Consider the following 19,346-nt stretch of genomic DNA (forward strand, 5'->3'; position numbering starts at 1 on the left):
GCCCGACCGGAGGACGACCCTTCCCCATGCTCACCACCCCGGACCGCACCGACAGCGCCGTCGCGTCCGCCCCCGAACCGACCGCGCCGGTCACCGGACGGATCCTCGCCCAGCGGGGGCTGTTCTTCGGCCCGTCGGGCCTCGTGCCGGAGGACCTCTACTCCGTCGTCGAGGCGGGCGCCGCCCGGCGTGAGCGCGACCGCGTGCACCTGGCCCCGGCCACCCGCGTCAGCACCAACACCTACTTCGGCCGCGTGCACGCCACCTACTGGCAGCGCTGGACCGCCGTCTCCGAGATCGAGGTGGCGCTCACCGTCTCGGGCACCGGCCGCGTCCGCGTCCTCGCCTCCGACACCAACAAGGTGTGGCGCATCGTCGCGGTGCAGGACGTCGAGGACGCGCGGGAGCAGGTCGTCACGCTCACCGCGCAGATCGACCGCTTCCTCGACGGCGGCGGGCTCTACCTGCAGCTGTCCACCGAGACCGGCGAGATGACGGTGTCGGGCGTCGAGTGGAGCGTGCCGCGACCCGCGCGGATGCCGCGCACCGACGTCACCATCTGCACGTTCAACCGCGTCGAGGACTGCCTCAACACCCTGCAGGCCCTCGCCGACGACCCCCGCGCGCTCGGATGCGTCGGCGTCGTCCAGGTCGTCGACCAGGGCACCGACCCGCTGGAGTCGCGCGAGCGGTTCGCCACCGTGTCCGCCGCGCTCGGCGCGCAGCTGCGCTACGTCCGCCAGCCCAACCTGGGCGGGGCGGGCGGCTTCACCCGCGGCCTGTTCGACGCCACCGCCGGCGCTCCCGACGAGCAGTCCGACGTCCTGCTGATGGACGACGACGTGCTGCTGGAGCCGGAGATCCTGGTGCGGCTCACGTCGTTCGCGGCGTCCACCACGCACCCGACGATCGTCGGCGGGCAGATGCTCAACCTGCTGCACCCCACCCACCTGCACATCGCCGCCGAGTACGCCGACCCGGAGATCCTCACCGTCGGCATGCCCGTCACCGGTTCGCTGCAGGAGGCCAACCTGCTCGGACTCGACGAACGCGACCTGCCGATCAACCAGGAGCGGCGCGTCGACACCGAGTACAACGGCTGGTGGTCGTGCCTGATCCCGGCCGCGATCGTCCGCGAGATCGGCTACCCGCTGCCGCTGTTCTTCCAGTGGGACGACATCGAGTTCGGCTACCGCGCCCGCGCCCACGGGTTCCCGACGGTCGCGCTGCCCGGCGCCGGCGTGTGGCACGCCGACTTCGGGTGGAAGGACTGGGACGAGTGGCACCGGTACTTCAACCTGCGCAACGGCCTGATCACCGCGGCCCTGCACACCCCGTTCTCCACGAAGCGGATCGTGCGCCGGCTCGGCCAGATCCTCGCCCAGAACCTGGTGGCGATGCACTACGGCCTCGCCGTCACGCTGCTGACGGCCGTCGAGGACTTCCTGGACGGGCCCGACATCCTGCGCGACGGCTCCGCCGCCGCCGCCGCGGAGATCCGGCGGATCCGCTCCGCGTACCCGGAGACGGTGGTGCACCCGATCACCGACCTCGCCCGCGACGCCCCCGACTTCCGCGACGCCCAGGTCGTGCGCAACCCCGGGATCCCGTCGAAGGAGCGGCTCACGTGGCTCAAGCGCGCGGTGTACCTGGCCGCGAACCGGGCCCCGCACCGCACCGGGTTCGTCCCGGCCGGTGACGCGCACTGGTGGCACGTCTCCAACTTCGAGCGCGCGATCGTCGCCGACATGGGCGAGACGGGCTACCGCATCCGCACCCGCGACCGGGCGAAGGTCCTGGAGCTGACCAAGCGCGGGGCGCGGCTGCTGCGCCGGGTGCTGGCCGAGGGGCCGGCCGCGGCCCAGCTGTACCGCGACGCCATGCCGCAGCTCACGAGCCGGGCGAACTGGGCCCGGCTCTACGGCGTGGACGAGTAGGACGGCGCGGGCGCCGAACGGCGCCCGCGCCCCCCTCACCTCTCGAAGACGTTCCGACCCCACGCCTCACGGCTGGTGAGCTCGGGCAGGGCGTCGCGGTAGCGCTGCCGCAGCTCCGGCCACACCCGCGCGACCTCGCGCACCTGCGCCACCGACTGCTTCATCATCGCCTTGAACAGCGCGGGGTCGCGACGGCGGAAGGTGACGCCGCGGCCGTCCGGGGTGGAGACGGTGGCCGAGTCCAGCCGGGAGAGCACGAACCACTGCGCCTGCTTCGACGGCACGTTGCGCTGCGGCACGACGTGGTGCGCCGGGTCGACCGGGCGCAGGTTGTGCAGCACGCTCTTCGCGAGGCCCTTGGCGATGGCGAACTTCTTGGTCGGCGGCTCCGGGAACGCCTGCGCGGCCAGGGCGTCGAGGTCGGAGAGCGGGACCTGGGTGGCCGAGTCGAGCGGGCGGCCGTCGTCGAACTCGGCGCGCTTCGCCCGGATCTCGCCCAGCACGACCGGCAGCTTCGGGAAGAGCTGCTCGGGCCCGGCGAGGAAGTCGCGCAGCGCCATCTCCTGCAGGGCCATCGCCGAGTACTCCATGAGCATCAGGTGCCGCAGCGAGCGCTTGACGGTGTCGACGAGCAGCGCGCGCGGGTTGTCGGGCCCGTGCAGCGCGGCGGCGACGTACCGGTTGCGGTAGTGGAAGTAGGCCTGCCAGTCGCTGGTGTCGTCCTTCTCCAGGAACGACATGTGCCAGATCGCGATGCCGGGCACGGTCGCGGTCCGGTAGCCCTTCGAGCGCGCGCGCAGGCCGTACTCGGCGTCGTCCCACTTGATGAACAGCGGCAGCGGCAGGCCCAGGTCCTCGGCGACGGCGCGCGGGATCAGGCACATCCACCAGGCGTTGTAGTCGACGTCGGTGCGCCGGTGCAGCCACGGCGTCTGCCGCAGCGTCTTCTCGGCGAGGTCGTGGTGCGGTTCGGTGCCGGGGGCGTTGCGCCACAGGAAGGCGTTGCGGTCGACGACCTCGCCCATCGTGGACAGCTGCGAGCGCGCCTGCAGCGACAGCATCTGCCCGCCGACCAGCATCGGCTCGCGGCTGTAGCGGGAGAACGCGACCGCGCGGAGCACGGAGTCGGGCTCGAGCAGGATGTCGTCGTCCATGTAGAGGATCTGCTCGCAGTCGGTGCTGCCGAGCGCCTCGTACATGATCCGGGCGTAGCCGCCGGAGCCGCCGAGGTTGGGCTGGTCGATGATCCGCAGCTTGTCGCCGAGCCTCGCCGCGACGGCGTCGAACCCGGCCTCGTCGCGGACCTTCTTCGTGCCCTGGTCGGGGATGATCACCGCGACGACGGCGTCGAGCACCGCGGGGTCCTCGGCGATCGCGGTCAGCGTGGCGACGCAGTCGGCGGGCCGGTTGAACGTCGGCATCCCGATCGTGACGGCGGCGCGCGTCTCCGACTCCTCGGCGGCGTACCAGCCGCCCTCGCTCAGCGTGAGCTCGCCGGAGTCGGTGGTGAGGTCGAACCAGTACCAGCCGCCGTCCTCGAAGGGGCGCAGGTCGAGCGGCATGTCGAGGTCGAGCCGGCCGTCGACGACCTGGCCGCCGACGAAGATCTGCGAGCCGTCGGCCTTGCTGCGGTAGACGTCGACGCGCCCGGAGCCGGACAGCGACAGCCGCAGGTGCACCTCGGTCAGGCTCGACCAGTGCCGCCAGTAGCCCGCCGCGAACGCGTTGAAGTACGCCCCGAACGACACCTCGCTCTGCTCGGGGACCAGCGCGGAGGTGCGCGAGACGACCCGCAGGCGGCGGGACGTGGCGGCCGTGCCGACGAGGGTGACCTCGCGCAGGGGCGAGCCCGGCAGCGGGGGCGGGGTCGTCAGGCGGAGGCCGGTGCGCTCGTCGACGTAGAGGGAGCGGACGGCGATCGGGTCACCGGAGCGCGGCAGGATCACCCGCTGCAGCAGCCCGTCGGAGGTCGTCGCCCCCGATGCTGCGGCGGCGGTGGTCGTGGCGGCGGTGGTCGTCACAGCGTCGTCCTCGCGGTTGCTCGGGGGTGTGCGCGTACTGCCACCGAGGGTAGCGACGTGAGCGGGACCACCCGTCAGTGCGTGCGCGCCGACCCGGGTCAGTCCTCGGACTCGGTGCCGGCCAGCGCCTTGCCCTCGGTGAAGTACGGGGCGATGCGGTTGTCGAACATGCTCAGCGCCGAGCCGATGGCCATGTGCATGTCGAGGTACTGGTAGGTGCCCAGGCGCCCGCCGAACAGCACGTTGGCGTTCGCGGTCTCCTTGCGTGCGAGCTCGCGGTAGCGCAGCAGCTTGGCGCGGTCGTCGGGGGTGTTGACCGGGTAGTAGGGCTCGTCACCGGGCTCGGCGAAGCGGGAGAACTCGCGGACGATGACCGTCTTGTCGCTCGCGTACTGCCGCTCGGGGTGGAAGTGCCGGAACTCGAGGATCCGGGTGTAGGGCACGTCCTCGTCGTTGTAGTTGATCACCGGCGCGCCCTGGAAGTCGGGGGTGTCGACGATCTCCTGCTCGAAGTCCAGCGTGCGCCACGACAGTGCGCCCTCGGAGTTGCCGAAGTAGGCGTCGAGCGGACCGGTGTAGACCGTGGGCGTACCGGCCGGGATCTGGTCGCGGACGTCGAAGTAGTCGACGTCGGTGCGCACCTCGATGTTCGGGTGGTCGGCCATCCTCGTCAGCCACGCGGTGTACCCGTCGACGGGCAGGCCCTCGAAGGTGTCGTTGAAGTAGCGGTTGTCGAACGTGTAGCGCACCGGGAGCCGGGAGATGATCGACGCGTCGAGCTTGGTCGGGTCGGTCTGCCACTGCTTGGCGGTGTAGCCCTTGACGAACGCCTCGTAGAGCGGGCGCCCGACCAGCGAGATGCCCTTCTCCTCGAGGTTCTTCGCGTCCTTCGTGTCGATCTCGCCGGCCTGCTCGGCGATCAGGGCGCGGGCCTCGGTGGGGGTGTGCGACCTCCCGAAGAATTGGTTGATCAGCGCCAGGTTCATCGGGAACGCGTAGACCTGGTCGGCCACCTTCGCGAAGACGCGGTGCTGGTAGCCGGTGAAGGCGGTGAAGCGGTTGCAGTACTCCCACACCCGCGCGTTCGAGGTGTGGAACAGGTGCGCGCCGTAGCGGTGGACCTCGATGCCGGTCTCCGGCTCCCGCTCGGAGTAGGCGTTGCCGCCCAGGTGCGAGCGCCGCTCCAGCACCAGCACCCGCTTGTCCAGCTCCTCGGCCACCCGTTCGGCGATGGTGAGGCCGAAGAAGCCCGAGCCGACGATCACGAGGTCGTAGTCCGCATAGCTCACGGTGCCCACGGTAGCGGCGGGTCCTGAAGCGCGACCCGCGAGGTGCAGTACCTGTTATCACGATCCTTCGTCAAACAGCACGACGCCACTGCTGGCAACTGATTGCGCACCGCTAGTCTCCGGTTCGGCAGGGGACGCGGTCCGGCGTCGCTGGCGACCGGAGGCGGTCGACCCCTGGATCCGAGATCGGCCGCAAGGAGTCGAAATGCCCGAACTCGTCCCCAGTTCGTCAGTTCTTGCGATTGCCAGTTACTTAATGCTCTGCATGGGGCCCGGATTCTTAATAGGTGCGGCGGCAGGACTTAGAGGCTGGCTTCTGGTGGCAATTAGTCCGCTCCTCACCTACGGACTAGCTGGCGTGGCGGGTCCCACCCTCCCGCTCGTTGGAGTTCTTTGGAGTCCACTAACGTTGGCGGCCTGTACCATAATTCTCGCCTCCATCGCAGCATGTACCCGACTCGTCTCCGGCCGAGTACGCCCCCAAGCCAGGACCGATGAGCGGGCCACCGAGACTTGGGCGATCGCTGAACATGTTGGAGTCTCAGCGGCAGTTGCGATTGCTACGACCGTCGGCACACTTGTAACTATCAGCGCTACGCGGAACTTCACGGCAATCCCCCAGATCTGGGACGCAGTGTTTCACGGAAATGCCACGTATTTCATCGCGGAGACGGGTCAATCGTCTCCCGCTGCGTTACGAGCGCTCAATGAACCCGCTGTGACGAACTACTACTACCCGAACGGTTACCATCTAGTCACAGCCGCGTTCGTGATGTTTAGTGAACGTTCGGTGACCACCGCCCTAGAGGTCAGCTTCGCTGTGGTGCCAGGACTAATAGCGGTCGGCATGGCGGCACTCGTTCGTACCCTCGGCGGCAGACCGGCCCTAGCTGGAGCTGCAGCACTTCTTTCATGTGCATTCACTGCGTTTCCGTACGATCTGATGCCCTGGGGAACCCTGCTTCCGTTCCTTACAGCGGTGGCCCTCCTGCCTGCTTTTGCCGCCTTGTGGGTCCGCCTCCTTCAAGTAAACTCTAATAACCCGTACATACGAGCCGCGGTACTGGGCCTGTCCGGGGTTGGCATCATTGGATTGCACCCCAGCGTTGCAGTCGCTGCCGTACTTATCGGCGGCGGCTTTTTAGCTCAGGCCTGGCTAGAACGGAAGCCTAGATCTGCGGACTTTCGAATCATCGGGGCGACCGTCATCGCTGCCGGCACACTCGGCGCCCCCCTGATCCTCGCCTCCGCGGCGGTGGCGGCCGGACCAGCATACGATTGGCCCACAACGCTACTCCCAGCCGATGCTCTCGGCCAAGTTCTATTCATGAGCCATGCGCAAGAATTTCCTCAGTGGTGGCTAGCACTGCTCGTACTCATCGGATTAGCACTCCTTCGTCGTAGCCCACAACTAGCACCGCTCGCCATCATCGGACTCACCTTCGCTAGCCTCTTCATGCTGGCTGCGAGCTATGAAGGGCCCGTTGTCGAACTACTCACCCGACCATGGTGGAACGACAAATGGCGTCTAGCTGGACTATGGACGCTATGCGCCATTCCGATTGCAGCCGTCGGAGTTGTCAACATGAGCGACCTCCTCACACTGGCCATTCACCGAGTGCAGAGAACTGCCCTCGGCAGCGCCGATCGGCGATGGGTCCGAACGATCTCTACGGCAACCCTACTGGCCGTACTCGCAATCCTCGTGCAAGTCACCGATGGCCTATACGCGGAGCGGAACACCGCACGCCTCTCTCAGGCTTTTGCAGACGGCCCTACGGTTAGTCAGGATGAAGCAGACGCCTTCCAAGTCCTCGCCCAGTTGAACCCTGATGGCGCCCTAGTGATGAACGACCCGTACGACGGATCAGCTTGGATGTGGGCACTAGCTGGCGTTCAGCCAGTGTTCGCAACCCCGGTCATTGCCGGAAACGAGCTTCCGATCATGGAAAGCAATCGGAGAGTTTTGTTTAGTTCATTCAATGAGCTGGACACCAGTCGTACGGTTCAGAATGCAGTTAATAATCTGGGGATCCGCTACGTTATTCTTTGCAAGGGCTTCATCGCACCAGCTTCCGACCACGTTCCCGGAATGCAGAACCTCGATTCCGTCACGACACTGCAGCAAGTCTTCGAGAATAGTGACGCGGTAATCTACGAGATCCGGCGGCCGCCGGTCTCCTCAGTGGGGTAACGGATCTGGTCGGTCGGGCAATCGATCGATGCCACCTAGCCTCCGTTCACCGTCCAAGAACACGTCGACAACTAGATCCTGAGCCGCACAGCCCAACGGCCCTGTACCGGCATCTTCGGCATCATTCGGCGTATTGCCGGCCGCGACAGGGATCTCCGCTCCACCGATCCATCTGAGCCTCCTTACGGACGACTGGGGAGCAGCAGGGCAAGTCGCGCCGCAGCGACCCCGAGCACTACCGCTGGTCCTGCGATCTGGCCGACCAGTGCGGCCTGGATAGGGTCGATCGGTGCGAGAAGCGCGGCCAAGAAGACCACTGCGCCGGCAGTCCAGGCGAACATCACGGTGCGCTGCTCGCGGAGTGCGACCAATGCGGGCTGCAGCACCAGCGCCGCCATGATCAGCACGGCCGAGAACGCCAACAGTCCGAAGACCAGCCTTGACGGCGGAGTTTCCACCGCGAAGAGCGTTCGCACTCCCCACGGGCCCAGTAGCGTACCTAGACCAACGCTCGGTATTCCAACTGCCCCAACCGCAAGCAGTACCTGGCGCATCCGGTGCCGTACAACGTCTATCCGACCGAGTTCGGCTGCACGTGTGAGGTGCGGCAGCAGTACCGCCTGGATCGGGGCGAAGAGCATCAACGGGATGCGGGCCAGGACGAAGCTCACCGCGAACGCACTCGCGGTGATGGCATTGCCCGGCATCCGGTATGTGACGACGACCGGGGCCAGGTTGGCAACGAGCTGAGTCAGCAGAGTGGCTGTCACAAGGAACGACAGACCGCGGCCGATCGTTCCGACCGGTGGGCCCCCGACGCCAGACGGTCCCAACCGTAACGACGGCACGAGAGCGACCGCCGCGACGCCGGCGCCAACGGCGAAGGCAAACCCAAATGCCGCGGGCTCTCGAACTGCGAGCAGGAACAGCACCACGCACGGAAGTAACCGGGCGGCACCCTCAAGGTACAGGCTCGACCCATATGCCCCGAAACGCTGCTGCCCGCTGAGCAGGCCGCGCGCCCAGTAGACAGCTGCAGCCCCAGCCGCAGCCACCATCAGGGCTACGAGCAATGACGGCCGCTGGGCAAACACTTGGTCGAGCACCGCCGGCCACAGGAGCGCGAGCACCAGCGCAAGCGCTGCCAACGTGCCCACAGCGATGAGGGCAACCCGCCGCGCTACTGGACGGATAGGCTCACCCGCAGCGACCTGGGCACTAACGGCACGGCTCAACTCCGGCTCCAGCGCCGCAAACAGCCCTGGTCCGATGATGTTGACCAACAGGTACAGCGACGTCAGCGCGCTCAGCTCAGCCGCGTTGGCCGGACCGGCGAACACCCGCCCCACCACCGCCACGAAGACGTAGCCGGCCAGAGCGACCAGCCCCAGTCCGACGCCTAGATGGAGGCCGGTCCCCAGCCTCCCGCTAGCGATGGCACGCACACCAGCACTGTAGGGCTCCTCCCGTGCCCTACGGATGCGGGCCGTCGATGCCCACGAGGATCGCGTTCGCAGCCTCGTACTGCGACGCATAGCGGCAGCTCAGACCCTCCTCCTGCGACACCTCACGCCAGTCGTTGTCCTTGGACACACGGCGGTAGTAAGCCTGACGGTCGAAAGAGAACCGGCCGCTCCGGATATCCTCGTCGAGGCCGCCGTTGTACCCAAGCGGAACTGTCACCAGCAGCCTGCCGCCCGGCTTGACGGTTGCCTTGAGGCTGTCCAGCGCAAGGGAGGACCCGCGCGGGTCCTTCAGGAGTTCCTCGTCGAACCGCACGTGCTCCAGCGTCGAGATCGACACCACCGTGTCGTACAGCTCGGCGGCCTGCCAGCCGATCATGTCCTCATTGATGATGCCGTCGACATCCTCGTACCGGTCGATGACGTCGTGCCCGACGTACCCGAAGTGACCAAGTACGTTGCCGAGCTCCAGCATGCGACCCGTCGGGCGGTGCTTAAGGAACTTGTGGGCCACGGCGATCTCGAGACTGCGCTCATTGCGCCACGTCTGGCTGTAGAGGTGGTACGCGAACGGCACCTCCTCGCCGAACAGCGTGAACCGCTTGTCCGCGCGGCGCTTGCGCATGACCGGGTACTCGAGGTGCTCCACAACGAGCTTCCCGAAGAACTTGGCCGTTGGAACGACACCCTCGTCCTTGGTCATCACTCGAGCCCGATTCACCACCCGGCCTACCTCGATCTTGATCTCATCGGTTCGTCGTCCCACGTGCGCTCCTCCAGTAGTTATGTCGTCACACGGGGTTGGCGACAGCAAGAGCGGCGTGCAGCGCGCCCTCCATCGCCTCGCCCGCGGTGTCCCAGCTCAGGGATGCCACCGCCGTGCGCGCCGAGAAGGCCTCAGCCTCATCGAAGGGCTTCGCGAGCAGGTCGAGCATCGCAGATGCGAATCCGTCACCGGTTGCGCCGACCCGTAGGTGCGCCGTGATCGTGGGTGGCAGGCCCCTCGTGCCTACCGCCGTCGTCACCACCGGCCGGCCGACGGCCAGTGGTTCGAGCACCTTGTTGTTGACGCCCGCACCGCGGACGACAGGCGCCACGATCCCGCGTGCGCCGTTGTAGACCGCGGAGAGTGGGTCCACGAACCCAGCGTGAGTTACCAGCCGGTGTACCCGCTGACCGTTCTCGTCACCGTTGCGGGAGCGGCGAGGGTCTCCTGCGCCGAAAGTGCGGACCTTGGTCAGTACGTCATCGGACAGCAGCGGCGCCACCTCGTCAACGAACCAGGCGTAGGACTCACGGTTAGGCGCGTACGTCCAGTCGGCGAGCCAGGCTAGATAGCCCTCATCGGGCGGCGTTGTGAGCGTGACGTCGAACAGGTCGCTCTGCACTCCGTTGGGCACGACGAGGGCTGGAGGAAGAGCGCAGACGCGAGCAGCGTCGACATCGCGATCCTCGGCGGAGATGTAGGTGACGCCGTCGGCCATCGGGAGCAACCCCTGCATGACAGGCAGCAACTGAGCCGCCTGGGCCGACGCCGAGACCCATTGACCCACGGTTACCCGCGGTGCCGCGCCGACCAGCCGGTACGGGCTGTCGACCAGGTCGACGACTGTCTTGCAGCCAATCTGCCGCAGTACGGGCATCATCGGCAAACAGAAGACGTCTCCCAAGAGTACGACGTCGGCCCGGCGGGCGCGGTCACGGAAGGAGCTGGTTAGCGCCAGCCGTCCCGCGGCGAGAGCGGATCGGACACCCGGACGGGCGGGGACGTCGAGCCGGTCGATGGTGTGACCGCGGCGTACGAGGGCGGCGAGGACGTTGTCCCGACGGAGCCGTCCTCCAGTCAGGGCGGTATGCGGACCGTAGCTCGTACAGGCGAAGATCTTCAGCGGAGGCACCGGTTCTCGCATTCTCAGACAGCGGCCGACGGCACGCTAGCAGCGGGCGTAGGCGGTACCCGCCGTCGGGTTCTCCGCACCCTCACGTGCGGAACCAGAACGCCCCGCCGACGCGCTCCATGTCCGGGACACGGGGATCGGCCCACAACGGGTCCAGAATCGAGGCGAGCGCCTCCGTCACCGCGACATGGCGTGACGGGAACACGATCTCCGGCATTGCCGCCAGCAGGTGCACAGCCAGCAGGTACTGCTCGTTGTAGTACCGGATCGCCCATTCAGGCCGGTAGTCCCAGGGTAAATCGATGTCGTGGATACCGATCAGCAGCCCACGAGGGAGCTCCGGGAGTACCTCCAGGAAGAAGACGCTAACGTCGGAGTTCATGAACGACCGGTGCGATCCGTCGAAGAACACGATGTCGCCGGGTTGCACGTCCGAGAAGACGGCTAGGTCCGCGTCTTCCAGCCGGTTACGAATCACACGATCGCAGAGATTATTCACCTCCGCGCGCGGAAAGGGATCTACTGAGATGATCTCGGTGGGCAGACCGCCGTCCGTCACAGCCATGCGGGCCAGTTTCGTCGACTCACCGGAGCCAATCTCGACATAGCGAGCGGGCCGCTCCGAACGAATCAACGTGTAATGCGCAACCATGTCAATCGGAGGAAGCCATCCGTTCCGCCATGATGTCAGCGACGATCCGACGCCGGGCATCGCCGGAATCGACGCCAGCTCCTCGCGGTAGTCCAGCGCCGCGATGAGCAGAGCTGCATACGCATCGTTAGTCCTACTGATCAACTCGTGCAACCTCGGGTGCGCTGGTTTGCCGTGCCCATAGCGGGGCGCCGATCGCACGGGGTAGTCGAGGTGTACCCGCTGCGCCGAGCGCAGTCTCCAGATCGCGGCGGCGAAGCCTGGGCTGTCTTCTAGGAGATCACGAAGGCGGGTGATCGTGCGCGGATGGCGCTGGAGAGCGGTCTCTAGTCTACGGAGTAGCACCTTGCGACCGTAGCGGGCGAAACGGTCAGCGTCCGTCCGGGTCGCCCGACAGCGCATCCGTTCCCACTGACTCGATCTTCTCGAGACGGAGCCGGATGGCCCCGACCTCCTCCGCCAGCGTCCGGCTTTGCTCCTCGAGCAGCCCCACCTCCCGGGAGAGCTGCAGCGAAACAGCGAACAGCGTCAGAACGGAGCCGAAGAAGAGCAGGTTGCTCGGAGTACGGATGCCTATGACGTCGGAGGTCCACTGAAGCAACGCAGGGAAGACCGCGACGATCACCGTGGCCACGGAGATGAGCACCCAAATGACTGCGTACTTCTCTCGCAGTCTGCGGCGGCGTAGCAGTTCGATGACGAGAAGCAGCGCCGCCACAGCCACGCCGATAGACAGGATCGTCAGGCGCGGGTCGGACATCACTCGCGCCCGGCCGTCGGGGCCCGGCGGACAAGGGCCAGCGCTACCGCTATCACGACGCGGAACAGGTACATCGCCGCGCGGAATGGATTCTGGCTGGCAACCCCGGTCTCCCGGGCCCGCATCGTCACCGGCACCTGCGAGACTACCATTCCCGCCCGGTGGGCTATAACGAGTGACTCGACCGTGTCGCCGAGGTACTCCTCGGGGTAATGCTCAGCGAATAGGGCTAGCGCGCGGCCGTGGACGAGGCGGAAACCGGACGTCGGGTCCGTCAGACGGGTGCCGACGATACGGCTGAGAACTGAAGACAGTAGGCGCATGGCCCAGCGCCGCGGGCCACGGACGACATACTCGCCCCGGCCCGCGAACCGGGCGCCGATGACGAGGTCGGCCCCTGCAACCGCTAACAGGTGCGCAATCTCGCGAGGATCGTGCTGACCGTCTGCGTCGACCTGGACGACGGATGAATAGCCCTGGTCACGTGCGTACCGGTAGGCGGCTCGCATGGCGCCTCCGACGCCCAGGTTGAAAGGCAGACGCATGACGTCGGCCCCGGCCGCCGCCGCTCGAGCGGCTGTGGCGTCAACTGAGCCGTCGTCAACGACAAGAACGTCGTAGTCGGTGCAGGCCAGCCGCACCTCGCGGATTACTCGCCCGACGGAATCCTCTTCGTTGAGCGCCGGCAGCACGATGAGCAGCTGGCCGGTACCCGTGGTGTCGGCGCGGCACGCGTTGCGTTCTTCGACACCCTCGACGGTCATGATGTGACCTCATTGCCCTGGAACTGCACGGCGCGCACTCTAGCCCGCTGCAGTCTCCACCCTGCGTCGGCGCGCGGATTCACGCGTAGACCGCCACCGTGAGCGCGGCGATCCAGGCGAGCGCCAGCACCTGCAGCACCCGGTCGCCCAGCGCGATCTCCTCGGGCTCGCCCCCGTTGCCGTTGTCGACGTCCACCGCGTACCGCAGCACCGCCACCACGAACGGGACGATGGAGATCGCCGACCAGACGGGGTTGTGCTGCGTCTCGCGGATCTCGAACGCCCACAGGCTGTAGGTCGTGATCAGCACGGTCGCCGAGAGGCCCCAGACGAACCGCAGGTAGGACGCCGAGTAGCTCTCCAGCGACTTGCGGATCTTCGCGCCGGTCCGCTCGGCCAGCATCATCTCGGCGTAGCGCTTGCCGGCGACCATGAACAGTGAGCCGAACCCGGCGACGAGCAGGAACCACTGCGACAGGGCGATGCCGGTGGCCGCGCCGCCCGCGATGGCGCGGAGCAGGAACCCGGAGGCGACGATGCAGATGTCGAGGACCGGCTGGTGCTTGAGCCAGAAGCAGTAGGCCAGCTGCACCACGACGTAGACGGCCAGCACGATGACCAGCTGGTAGCTCGCGACCAGGCTGATCGCGACGGCCGCGGCCAGCAGCAGCACCGCGACGGCGACCGCCAGCCGCGGCGGGACGATCCCCGCGGCGATGGGCCGGTTGCGCTTCGTCGGGTGCACGCGGTCGGCCTCGACGTCCTTCGCGTCGTTGACCAGGTAGATCCCCGACGCCGCCAGCGAGAACGCGACGAACGCGACGACGAGCTGCAGGCCGATCCCGGGCTGCAGCAGGTCGCCGGCCGCGAAAGGCGCCGCGAGCACGAGGACGTTCTTCACCCACTGCCGGGGGCGCATCGTCTTGAGCACCCCGCGCGCCACACCGACCGGCGTACGGGTCGGTTCCGCCGTGGTCGGCGGGACGTCGGTGCTGGTCATCGGGTTCTCCTCCGGGAGATGCGACGGGCGCCCGCGGCCACGGCGGCGCCGAGCAGCGAGCCCGCGACGACGTCGCTGGGGTAGTGGACGCCGAGCACGAGCCGCGACAGCGCCATCGGCGGCACGATCACGGCGACCAGCGGCCGGTGCAGCAGGGCGCCGAACAGCACGGCGGCCGCGGTGGTCGACGTGGCGTGGGCGGACGGGAAGCTGAGCTTCGACGGCGTGCCCACCCGCACCTCGACGGCCGGGTCGTCGGGCCGGGGGCGCCGCACGACGCGCTTGACGCCGATCGAGGCACCGTGCGCGAACGCCACCCCGGCGGTGGCGACGAGCCACTCCCGCCGGCGGGGACGGTCCAGCACCGCGCCGGCGGCCCCGAGCGCCAGCCAGCCCGCGGCGTGCTCACCGAACAGCGACATCCCCCGGGCCACCCGCACCACGGACGGCGGGCCGCCGACGGTGCGCTGCACGGCGTTCAGCGCGCGCACCTCGATGGCGCGGACATCGGACTGGGCCACGACGGGGGCCTCCAGGGCGCCGGCGGCGTCGAGCGCGCCGGCCGATCGGGTTGCTCGGGCGACGGCGATCCTACGCGCGCCCGTCAGAACCACCGTTCGAGCACCAGCGCCAGACCGTCGTCGGCGTTGCTCGCGGTGATCTCGTCGGCCACGTCGTGCAGGATCGGGTGGGCGTTGCCCATCGCCACGCCGTGCCCGGCCCAGCGCAGCATCTCCAGGTCGTTGGGCATGTCCCCGAACGCGACGACGTCGCCCACGTCGACGCCGAGCCGCCCGGCCACCTCGGCCAGCCCCGTCGCCTTGGTGACGCGCGGCGGGGACATCTCGACCAGGCCGCGGGGGTGGGAGAACGTGAGGTCGGCCGTGTCGCCGACGACCGGGGCGAGTGCGGCCACCATCGCCTCGCTGCTCAGCTCGGCGCAGCGCACCAGCATCTTGACGGCGGGTGCGGACAGCAGCGCCGAGCGCTCGGTGACGTGGTTGTCGGAGTCGGGCCAGGCGTGCCGGTAGGCGGGCTCGGCGACGAACGGGGCCGTGCCGCGGGCGCCGGTGCCGACCCGCTCCACCGCGAGGCCGCCGGTGGGCAGCACCTCCCCGACGGTGCGGGCGAGCGCGGCGAGGGCGTCGGGGTCGAGGGTCTGCGACCACACCACCCGGTCCTCGAGGGCGTCGTAGAGCACCGCCCCGTTGGCGCACACCGCGTAGCGCCCCACCCCGACCGCCTCGACGACGGGCGGGATCCACCGGGGCGGGCGCCCGGTGACGAGGACGAACCCGACGCCCGCCGCGACCGCCCGGCCGATCACCGCGGCGGTGCGGTGGGTGACCTGGTCGTGGGGGTCGAGGAGGGTGCCGTCGACGTCGGTCGCGACCAGTCGGGGAGCCTGCACTCCCCCAGACTACGGAGTGGCGCCGGCCGGCTCGTCCAGGCGGACCGGCATGAGCAGCGAGAACGACTCCGCGAACCGGATGGCCACCGGGGCCAGCGGGCCGTCGAGCTCCAGGCGGAGCTGCCCGGCACCGCCCGCGTCGACGGCCTCCAGCAGGAACTCGGCGTTCACCCCGACCCCGTCGGCCGACGGGTCGACCACGATCCGCCCGGCGGCGTCGACGGTGAGGACCGTGACGTCGGCGTCCGCGACGCGGCGGGTCCCCTCCGCGGCGACGGCGGCGCGCAGCTCGGCCGCGTCGACCGCGACGCCGCCGCCGGTGCCCGCGGGGAGCAGCCTGCGGTGGTCCGGGAACGTGCCCTCCAGCACGGCGCGGGTGCGGCCGTCGACCGAGACCCCGGCGTCGTCCACGCGGATCGCGACGTCGCCCGCCCGCCCGTCGACGGCCAGGTCGGCCGGCACCACGACCGCGCGCTCCGGCCCGTCGAGGGCCCGCACCGGCGCCGTGGCGACGGCCAGCCGGTAGCGGTCGGTGGCGACGACGGTCACCACGTCGGCGGCGACGTCGAGCAGGATCCCGTGCAGCACCGGGAGCTCGGGGTCGGACCCGACGGCGAAGCGGACGGCGCGCAGCGCGTCGGCCAGCGCCGACGCGGGCACGGTGACGGTGGTGGGGGTCATGGGGTTCTCCTCCGGGGCGAGCAGGTCGCGGACGGTGGAGAGCTCGCGGCGGGCGGCCGCCACACCCTGCTCGAGCCGGTGCAGGTGCCCGGCCAGCAGGGCGTCGACGGCGTCCGGGTCGTGCCGGTGCTCCAGCACCTCCCGGATCCCGGCCAGCGGCATCCCGACCCGCCGCAGCGACGCCACCAGGCGCGCGACGACGAGCTGGTCGGGCGCGTAGCGCCGGTAGCCGCTGTGCGGGTCGACGTGCGCGGGCCCGAACACGCCCGCGCCGTCGTAGAAGCGCAGCGCGCTCACCGTCAGGCCCGACGCCCGGGCCATCGCCCCGATGCCGCGCCAACTCCCGCCGGTCCCGCTCTCCACGCCGTCGAACCTCCCGCCTCGACCTGGTCGAGGGTCAAGCGTCAGACCCGGACGACGCGCAGTCCGGCGATCCCCTCGACTGCGGCGACGTCGTCGTCCTGCGTCACGACGGGCAGGTCCCGGGACGCGGCGCTGGCGGCGATCCACAGGTCGTCGACGTCGACCCGACGCTCGGACCCGGCGAGCTCCACGCGCATGCGCGCCCAGGTGTGCGCGGCCGCCTCGTCGATGTCGATCAGCTCCACGTCGCCGACCGCGTCGAGCGTCAGCAGCCGCCGTGCGCGCGTCTCGACGTCCGTCGCGGCGAGCACCCCCGCCTGCAGCTCGGCGAGCGTCACGACCGAGACCGCCGACTCATCGGGGAGCAGGTCCGTCCGCTCTCCGCGGCGATGAAGACGCTGGTGTCGAGGACCGATCCACGCCCGTCGGGATCGCTGCACGGGGACGAGTTCGGCCACGGCGCGCCCGTTCACGGTGATGGTCACCCGCTCACCGTCCTGCACCCGGCGCAGTACGCCCGCGGTGTCGTTGCGCAACTCACGACTGGGCACCTCGGACATGGCTACGACCGTAGCGCCTGCGTAGGCCGTCTCGGCCCGCCGTGAGTACCGATGGGTCGCCCCGGCGGCCGGGAGTGGGCGGTACCGCCGGCCGCCCGAACCTGCGGCCTGCCCGGTCAGATGATCGCGAACGCCACCACGAGACCCAGGGCGAGGTGGGCGGCGGAGATGAGGAAGCTCTGCGGGAGGACGCGGTCGGCGGCGAGGACCGCGCCGATGTCGATGCCCATGACCCACTCGACCAGCCGGACGGCGCCGACCTGGGCGAGGATCCCGATGATGCCGAAGACCGCGGTCTGGATCAGGCCCTCGGTGAGGAAGCCCGAGGAGGTGTAGATCGCCGTGACCACGATCAGCGCCATGCTGATCATGCCGGCCGCGGTGATGACGACGGCGTTCGGCAGGCCCTCGCGGACCATCACGTTGAGCTTGCCCGGCGTCGTCAGGTCGACGGCGTAGAAGCCGAGCAGCATCAGGATGACGCCGAGGACGGCGTAGAGCAGGATCGCGCCGATCCCGATGCCGATCACGGAGAAGAAGCCCGGGTTGATCATTCTGGGGAGCCTTTCAGGTCTGAGCGGGGATGCGGTGGGGGACGAACGCCGCGCCGTCGTCGGTGACCAGCCCGACGGTCTCGCGGATGCCGAGGCCGGCCGCCGTGTCGCCGACGACCCACGCGCCCAGCGCGGGGCGGAAGCCGTCGAACTCGGGGAGCGGGGCGAAGAGCTGGTAGACGAAGCCCTCCTCCCCGTAGACGCCGCCGGTCTCGTGCTCCATGCCGGGGGCGACGATCGTGACGTTGGCGCCCTCGCGGCCCAGCCGCGGCTTGCGGACGTACTCGGTGAGCAGCCCGGGCTGGTCGAGGAACGCGGGCAGCAGGTTGGGGTGCCCGGGGTACATCTCCCACAGCACCGCGAGCAGCGCCTTGTTCGACAGCAGCGTCTTCCACAGCGGCTCGACCCAGAGCGTCTCGGGGAGGCTGCGCAGGACGTGCTTGCCGAAGTCGTCGGTGACGACCCACTCCCACGGGTAGAGCTTGAAGACCGCGCTCATCGGGGCCTCCTCGAGGTCGACGAAGCGGTCCAGTGCGGCGTCCCAGCCGATGTCCTCGATGGCGAGGCCGACGGTGTTCAGACCGGCCTCGGCCGCGGTCTCCTGCAGGTAGCCGACGGTGACGTGGTCCTCCCCGCTCGCGTCGGCGCCGGACCAGGTGAAGTGGACGTCGTCACCGGGGAGGCGGGCCTTGAGCTCCCCCCAGCGCTCGACGAGCTTCTCGTGCAGCGAGTTCCACTGGTCGTCCTCGGGGTGGGCGTCCTTGAGCCAGTACCACTGCAGCAGCGACGCCTCGAGCAGCGTGGTGGGGGTGTCGGCGTTGTACTCCAGCATCTGCGCCGGGCCGGAGCCGTCGTAGCGCAGGTCGAAGCGGCCGTAGACGTGCGGGTCGCTGCGCCGCCAGGACGCCGCCACGCCCTCCCACGCGTACTCCGGGATGGCGAAGTCGCGGAACCGCTCGGTGGTGACGACGTGGTCGACGGCCTCCAGGCACATCGAGTGCAGCACCTCGACGTCGGCCTCCAGGGAGAGGATCTCGTCCATCGAGAAGGCGTAGTGGACGGACTCGTCCCAGTACGGCCGGGCGACGCCGCCCTGGCCCCGGCCGGGCGCGCCGAAGACCATGCCCTGCTCGCGGACGGTGTCCTCCCACCCCGCCCGCGGCTCCCCCCGATGCCGCTGCACGGCGCTAGCTGCCGCTCGACGAGCTGCCGCCGGACACGCCCAGCCCGCCGCGGGAGACGCTGTCGGACCCCGACGACGACGCGCGCGGGGACACGTCGCGGCCCGACGACGTCGTGACGCGCGTGCCGCCGCTCGGCACGACCGTCGTGCCGCCGGACACCCGCTGCCCGACGGTGCCGGTGCCGCCGTAGTTGTAGTGGTACTGGCGGCCGCCACCGCCGATGAAGATCGGGTAGAAGCCGCCGCCGTGGTAGCCGTTGCTCGCGACCGGGGTGACGCAGTTGGAGTCGTCGACGATCTCGCCGGACTCCTCGTCGACGCACTGCGCCCGGACCTCCTCGTCGGGCCGCGCCACCGCGTACCCGACGGCGATCAGCGCGACGACCCCGACCGTGACGCCCGCCCCGACGAGGATCCGCCTGCGCTTCTTCTGCCCGCGCTCCTCGTCCTCGGCCGCCTGTCGCGCCGCGGCCTCCTGCCGGCGCGCGGCCTGCTCACGGGCGCGACGCTCCGCGAGCGTCGGCTCACGCGGCGTCGTGGACGAGTCCTGGAACCGCATGCTGCCCGGCTCCGGACGTTCCTCGTCGTCGCCCATGACCGCCCCCTCACAGATCAG

Annotated in this window: 18 protein-coding genes; 2 read left to right on the plus strand and 16 right to left on the minus strand. The window is 69.2% G+C overall.

The annotated features are described in order from the left end of the window. Positions 1 to 26: 26 nt before the first annotated feature. Positions 27 to 1,937 (plus strand): glycosyltransferase, encoded by a 1,911-nt coding sequence (locus H6H00_RS07640; protein ID WP_185720620.1) that lies wholly within the window; start codon positions 27 to 29, stop codon positions 1,935 to 1,937. A gap of 35 nt (positions 1,938 to 1,972) precedes the next feature. Here H6H00_RS07640 and H6H00_RS07645 read toward each other — a convergent pair whose 3' ends face one another. Together H6H00_RS07645 and glf are read right to left on the minus strand one after the other, a co-directional pair. Beyond that, positions 1,973 to 3,958: a glycosyltransferase gene (locus H6H00_RS07645; protein ID WP_255425628.1), complete on the minus strand. Its 1,986-nt coding sequence runs from the start codon at positions 3,956 to 3,958 to the stop codon at positions 1,973 to 1,975. Positions 3,959 to 4,056: 98 nt separating this feature from the next. Next, positions 4,057 to 5,247: a UDP-galactopyranose mutase gene (gene glf, locus H6H00_RS07650; protein WP_255425629.1), complete on the minus strand. Its 1,191-nt coding sequence runs from the start codon at positions 5,245 to 5,247 to the stop codon at positions 4,057 to 4,059. A 205-nt stretch (positions 5,248 to 5,452) separates the two neighbouring features. On the opposite strand from glf, the gene H6H00_RS07655 reads away from it, so the two are divergent. Next, positions 5,453 to 7,441, plus strand: coding sequence for a DUF6541 family protein (locus H6H00_RS07655; RefSeq protein WP_185720622.1), 1,989 nt, complete (start codon positions 5,453 to 5,455; stop codon positions 7,439 to 7,441). Positions 7,442 to 7,623: 182 nt separating this feature from the next. Here the strand turns inward: H6H00_RS07655 and H6H00_RS07660 are convergent, their stop codons facing one another. The 14 genes from H6H00_RS07660 to H6H00_RS07730 form a co-directional block, all read right to left on the minus strand. Next, entirely contained in the window at positions 7,624 to 8,886 is a 1,263-nt protein-coding gene (locus H6H00_RS07660; RefSeq protein WP_185720623.1) for a polysaccharide biosynthesis protein, read from the minus strand. A 28-nt stretch (positions 8,887 to 8,914) separates the two neighbouring features. Continuing rightward, entirely contained in the window at positions 8,915 to 9,670 is a 756-nt protein-coding gene (locus H6H00_RS07665; RefSeq protein ID WP_185720624.1) for a hypothetical protein, read from the minus strand. Between the two features lie 25 nt (positions 9,671 to 9,695). Further along, positions 9,696 to 10,802 (minus strand): glycosyltransferase, encoded by a 1,107-nt coding sequence (locus tag H6H00_RS07670; RefSeq protein WP_185720625.1) that lies wholly within the window; start codon positions 10,800 to 10,802, stop codon positions 9,696 to 9,698. Between the two features lie 82 nt (positions 10,803 to 10,884). Further along, entirely contained in the window at positions 10,885 to 11,607 is a 723-nt protein-coding gene (locus H6H00_RS07675; protein WP_185720626.1) for a class I SAM-dependent methyltransferase, read from the minus strand. Positions 11,608 to 11,824: 217 nt separating this feature from the next. Then, on the minus strand, positions 11,825 to 12,214 hold the full coding sequence (locus H6H00_RS07680; protein WP_185720627.1) for a DUF2304 domain-containing protein: 390 nt from the start codon (positions 12,212 to 12,214) through the stop codon (positions 11,825 to 11,827). Further along, positions 12,214 to 12,978, minus strand: coding sequence for a glycosyltransferase family 2 protein (locus tag H6H00_RS07685; RefSeq protein ID WP_185720628.1), 765 nt, complete (start codon positions 12,976 to 12,978; stop codon positions 12,214 to 12,216). Before H6H00_RS07685 ends, H6H00_RS07680 begins: the two co-directional genes overlap by 1 nt. A gap of 79 nt (positions 12,979 to 13,057) precedes the next feature. After that, positions 13,058 to 13,978: a decaprenyl-phosphate phosphoribosyltransferase gene (locus tag H6H00_RS07690; RefSeq protein ID WP_185720629.1), complete on the minus strand. Its 921-nt coding sequence runs from the start codon at positions 13,976 to 13,978 to the stop codon at positions 13,058 to 13,060. Then, the gene (locus tag H6H00_RS07695) at positions 13,975 to 14,499 is read right to left on the minus strand and encodes a phosphatase PAP2 family protein (protein ID WP_379540047.1); all 525 of its coding nucleotides are present in this window, start codon (positions 14,497 to 14,499) and stop codon (positions 13,975 to 13,977) included. Before H6H00_RS07695 ends, H6H00_RS07690 begins: the two co-directional genes overlap by 4 nt. A gap of 83 nt (positions 14,500 to 14,582) precedes the next feature. After that, positions 14,583 to 15,389 carry an HAD family hydrolase gene (locus H6H00_RS07700; RefSeq protein WP_185720630.1) on the minus strand — a complete coding sequence of 269 codons (807 nt, stop codon included), beginning with the start codon at positions 15,387 to 15,389 and terminating at the stop codon, positions 14,583 to 14,585. Positions 15,390 to 15,398: 9 nt separating this feature from the next. Then, entirely contained in the window at positions 15,399 to 16,433 is a 1,035-nt protein-coding gene (locus tag H6H00_RS07705; RefSeq protein ID WP_221775823.1) for a DNA polymerase III subunit beta family protein, read from the minus strand. A 41-nt stretch (positions 16,434 to 16,474) separates the two neighbouring features. After that, positions 16,475 to 16,993, minus strand: coding sequence for a type II toxin-antitoxin system prevent-host-death family antitoxin (locus H6H00_RS07710; RefSeq protein ID WP_221775824.1), 519 nt, complete (start codon positions 16,991 to 16,993; stop codon positions 16,475 to 16,477). A 116-nt stretch (positions 16,994 to 17,109) separates the two neighbouring features. Next, the gene (locus H6H00_RS07720) at positions 17,110 to 17,547 is read right to left on the minus strand and encodes a DUF350 domain-containing protein (protein WP_185720631.1); all 438 of its coding nucleotides are present in this window, start codon (positions 17,545 to 17,547) and stop codon (positions 17,110 to 17,112) included. A 13-nt stretch (positions 17,548 to 17,560) separates the two neighbouring features. Continuing rightward, a complete protein-coding gene (locus H6H00_RS07725) occupies positions 17,561 to 18,730 on the minus strand; it encodes a glutathionylspermidine synthase family protein (RefSeq protein ID WP_185720632.1) in 1,170 nt (389 codons plus the stop codon). 4 nt (positions 18,731 to 18,734) lie between these two features. Next, positions 18,735 to 19,325 (minus strand): hypothetical protein, encoded by a 591-nt coding sequence (locus H6H00_RS07730; RefSeq protein ID WP_255425630.1) that lies wholly within the window; start codon positions 19,323 to 19,325, stop codon positions 18,735 to 18,737. Positions 19,326 to 19,346: the final 21 nt, after the last annotated feature.

Origin of the sequence: Pseudonocardia petroleophila (assembly GCF_014235185.1) — a bacterium.
GTDB classification, from domain to species: domain Bacteria; phylum Actinomycetota; class Actinomycetes; order Mycobacteriales; family Pseudonocardiaceae; genus Pseudonocardia; species Pseudonocardia petroleophila.

Excerpts from the sequence above, each read along its gene's own strand:
- H6H00_RS07720 (WP_185720631.1), bottom strand. The coding sequence starts at position 17,547 with ATGATCAACCCGGGCTTCTTCTCCGTGATCGGCATCGGGATCGGCGCG.
- H6H00_RS07690 (WP_185720629.1), bottom strand. The coding sequence starts at position 13,978 with ATGACCAGCACCGACGTCCCGCCGACCACGGCGGAACCGACCCGTACG.
- H6H00_RS07655 (WP_185720622.1), top strand. The coding sequence starts at position 5,453 with ATGCCCGAACTCGTCCCCAGTTCGTCAGTTCTTGCGATTGCCAGTTAC.
- H6H00_RS07730 (WP_255425630.1), bottom strand. The coding sequence starts at position 19,325 with ATGGGCGACGACGAGGAACGTCCGGAGCCGGGCAGCATGCGGTTCCAG.
- H6H00_RS07680 (WP_185720627.1), bottom strand. The coding sequence starts at position 12,214 with ATGTCCGACCCGCGCCTGACGATCCTGTCTATCGGCGTGGCTGTGGCG.
- H6H00_RS07640 (WP_185720620.1), top strand. The coding sequence starts at position 27 with ATGCTCACCACCCCGGACCGCACCGACAGCGCCGTCGCGTCCGCCCCC.
- H6H00_RS07710 (WP_221775824.1), bottom strand. The coding sequence starts at position 16,993 with ATGTCCGAGGTGCCCAGTCGTGAGTTGCGCAACGACACCGCGGGCGTA.
- H6H00_RS07685 (WP_185720628.1), bottom strand. The coding sequence starts at position 12,978 with ATGACCGTCGAGGGTGTCGAAGAACGCAACGCGTGCCGCGCCGACACC.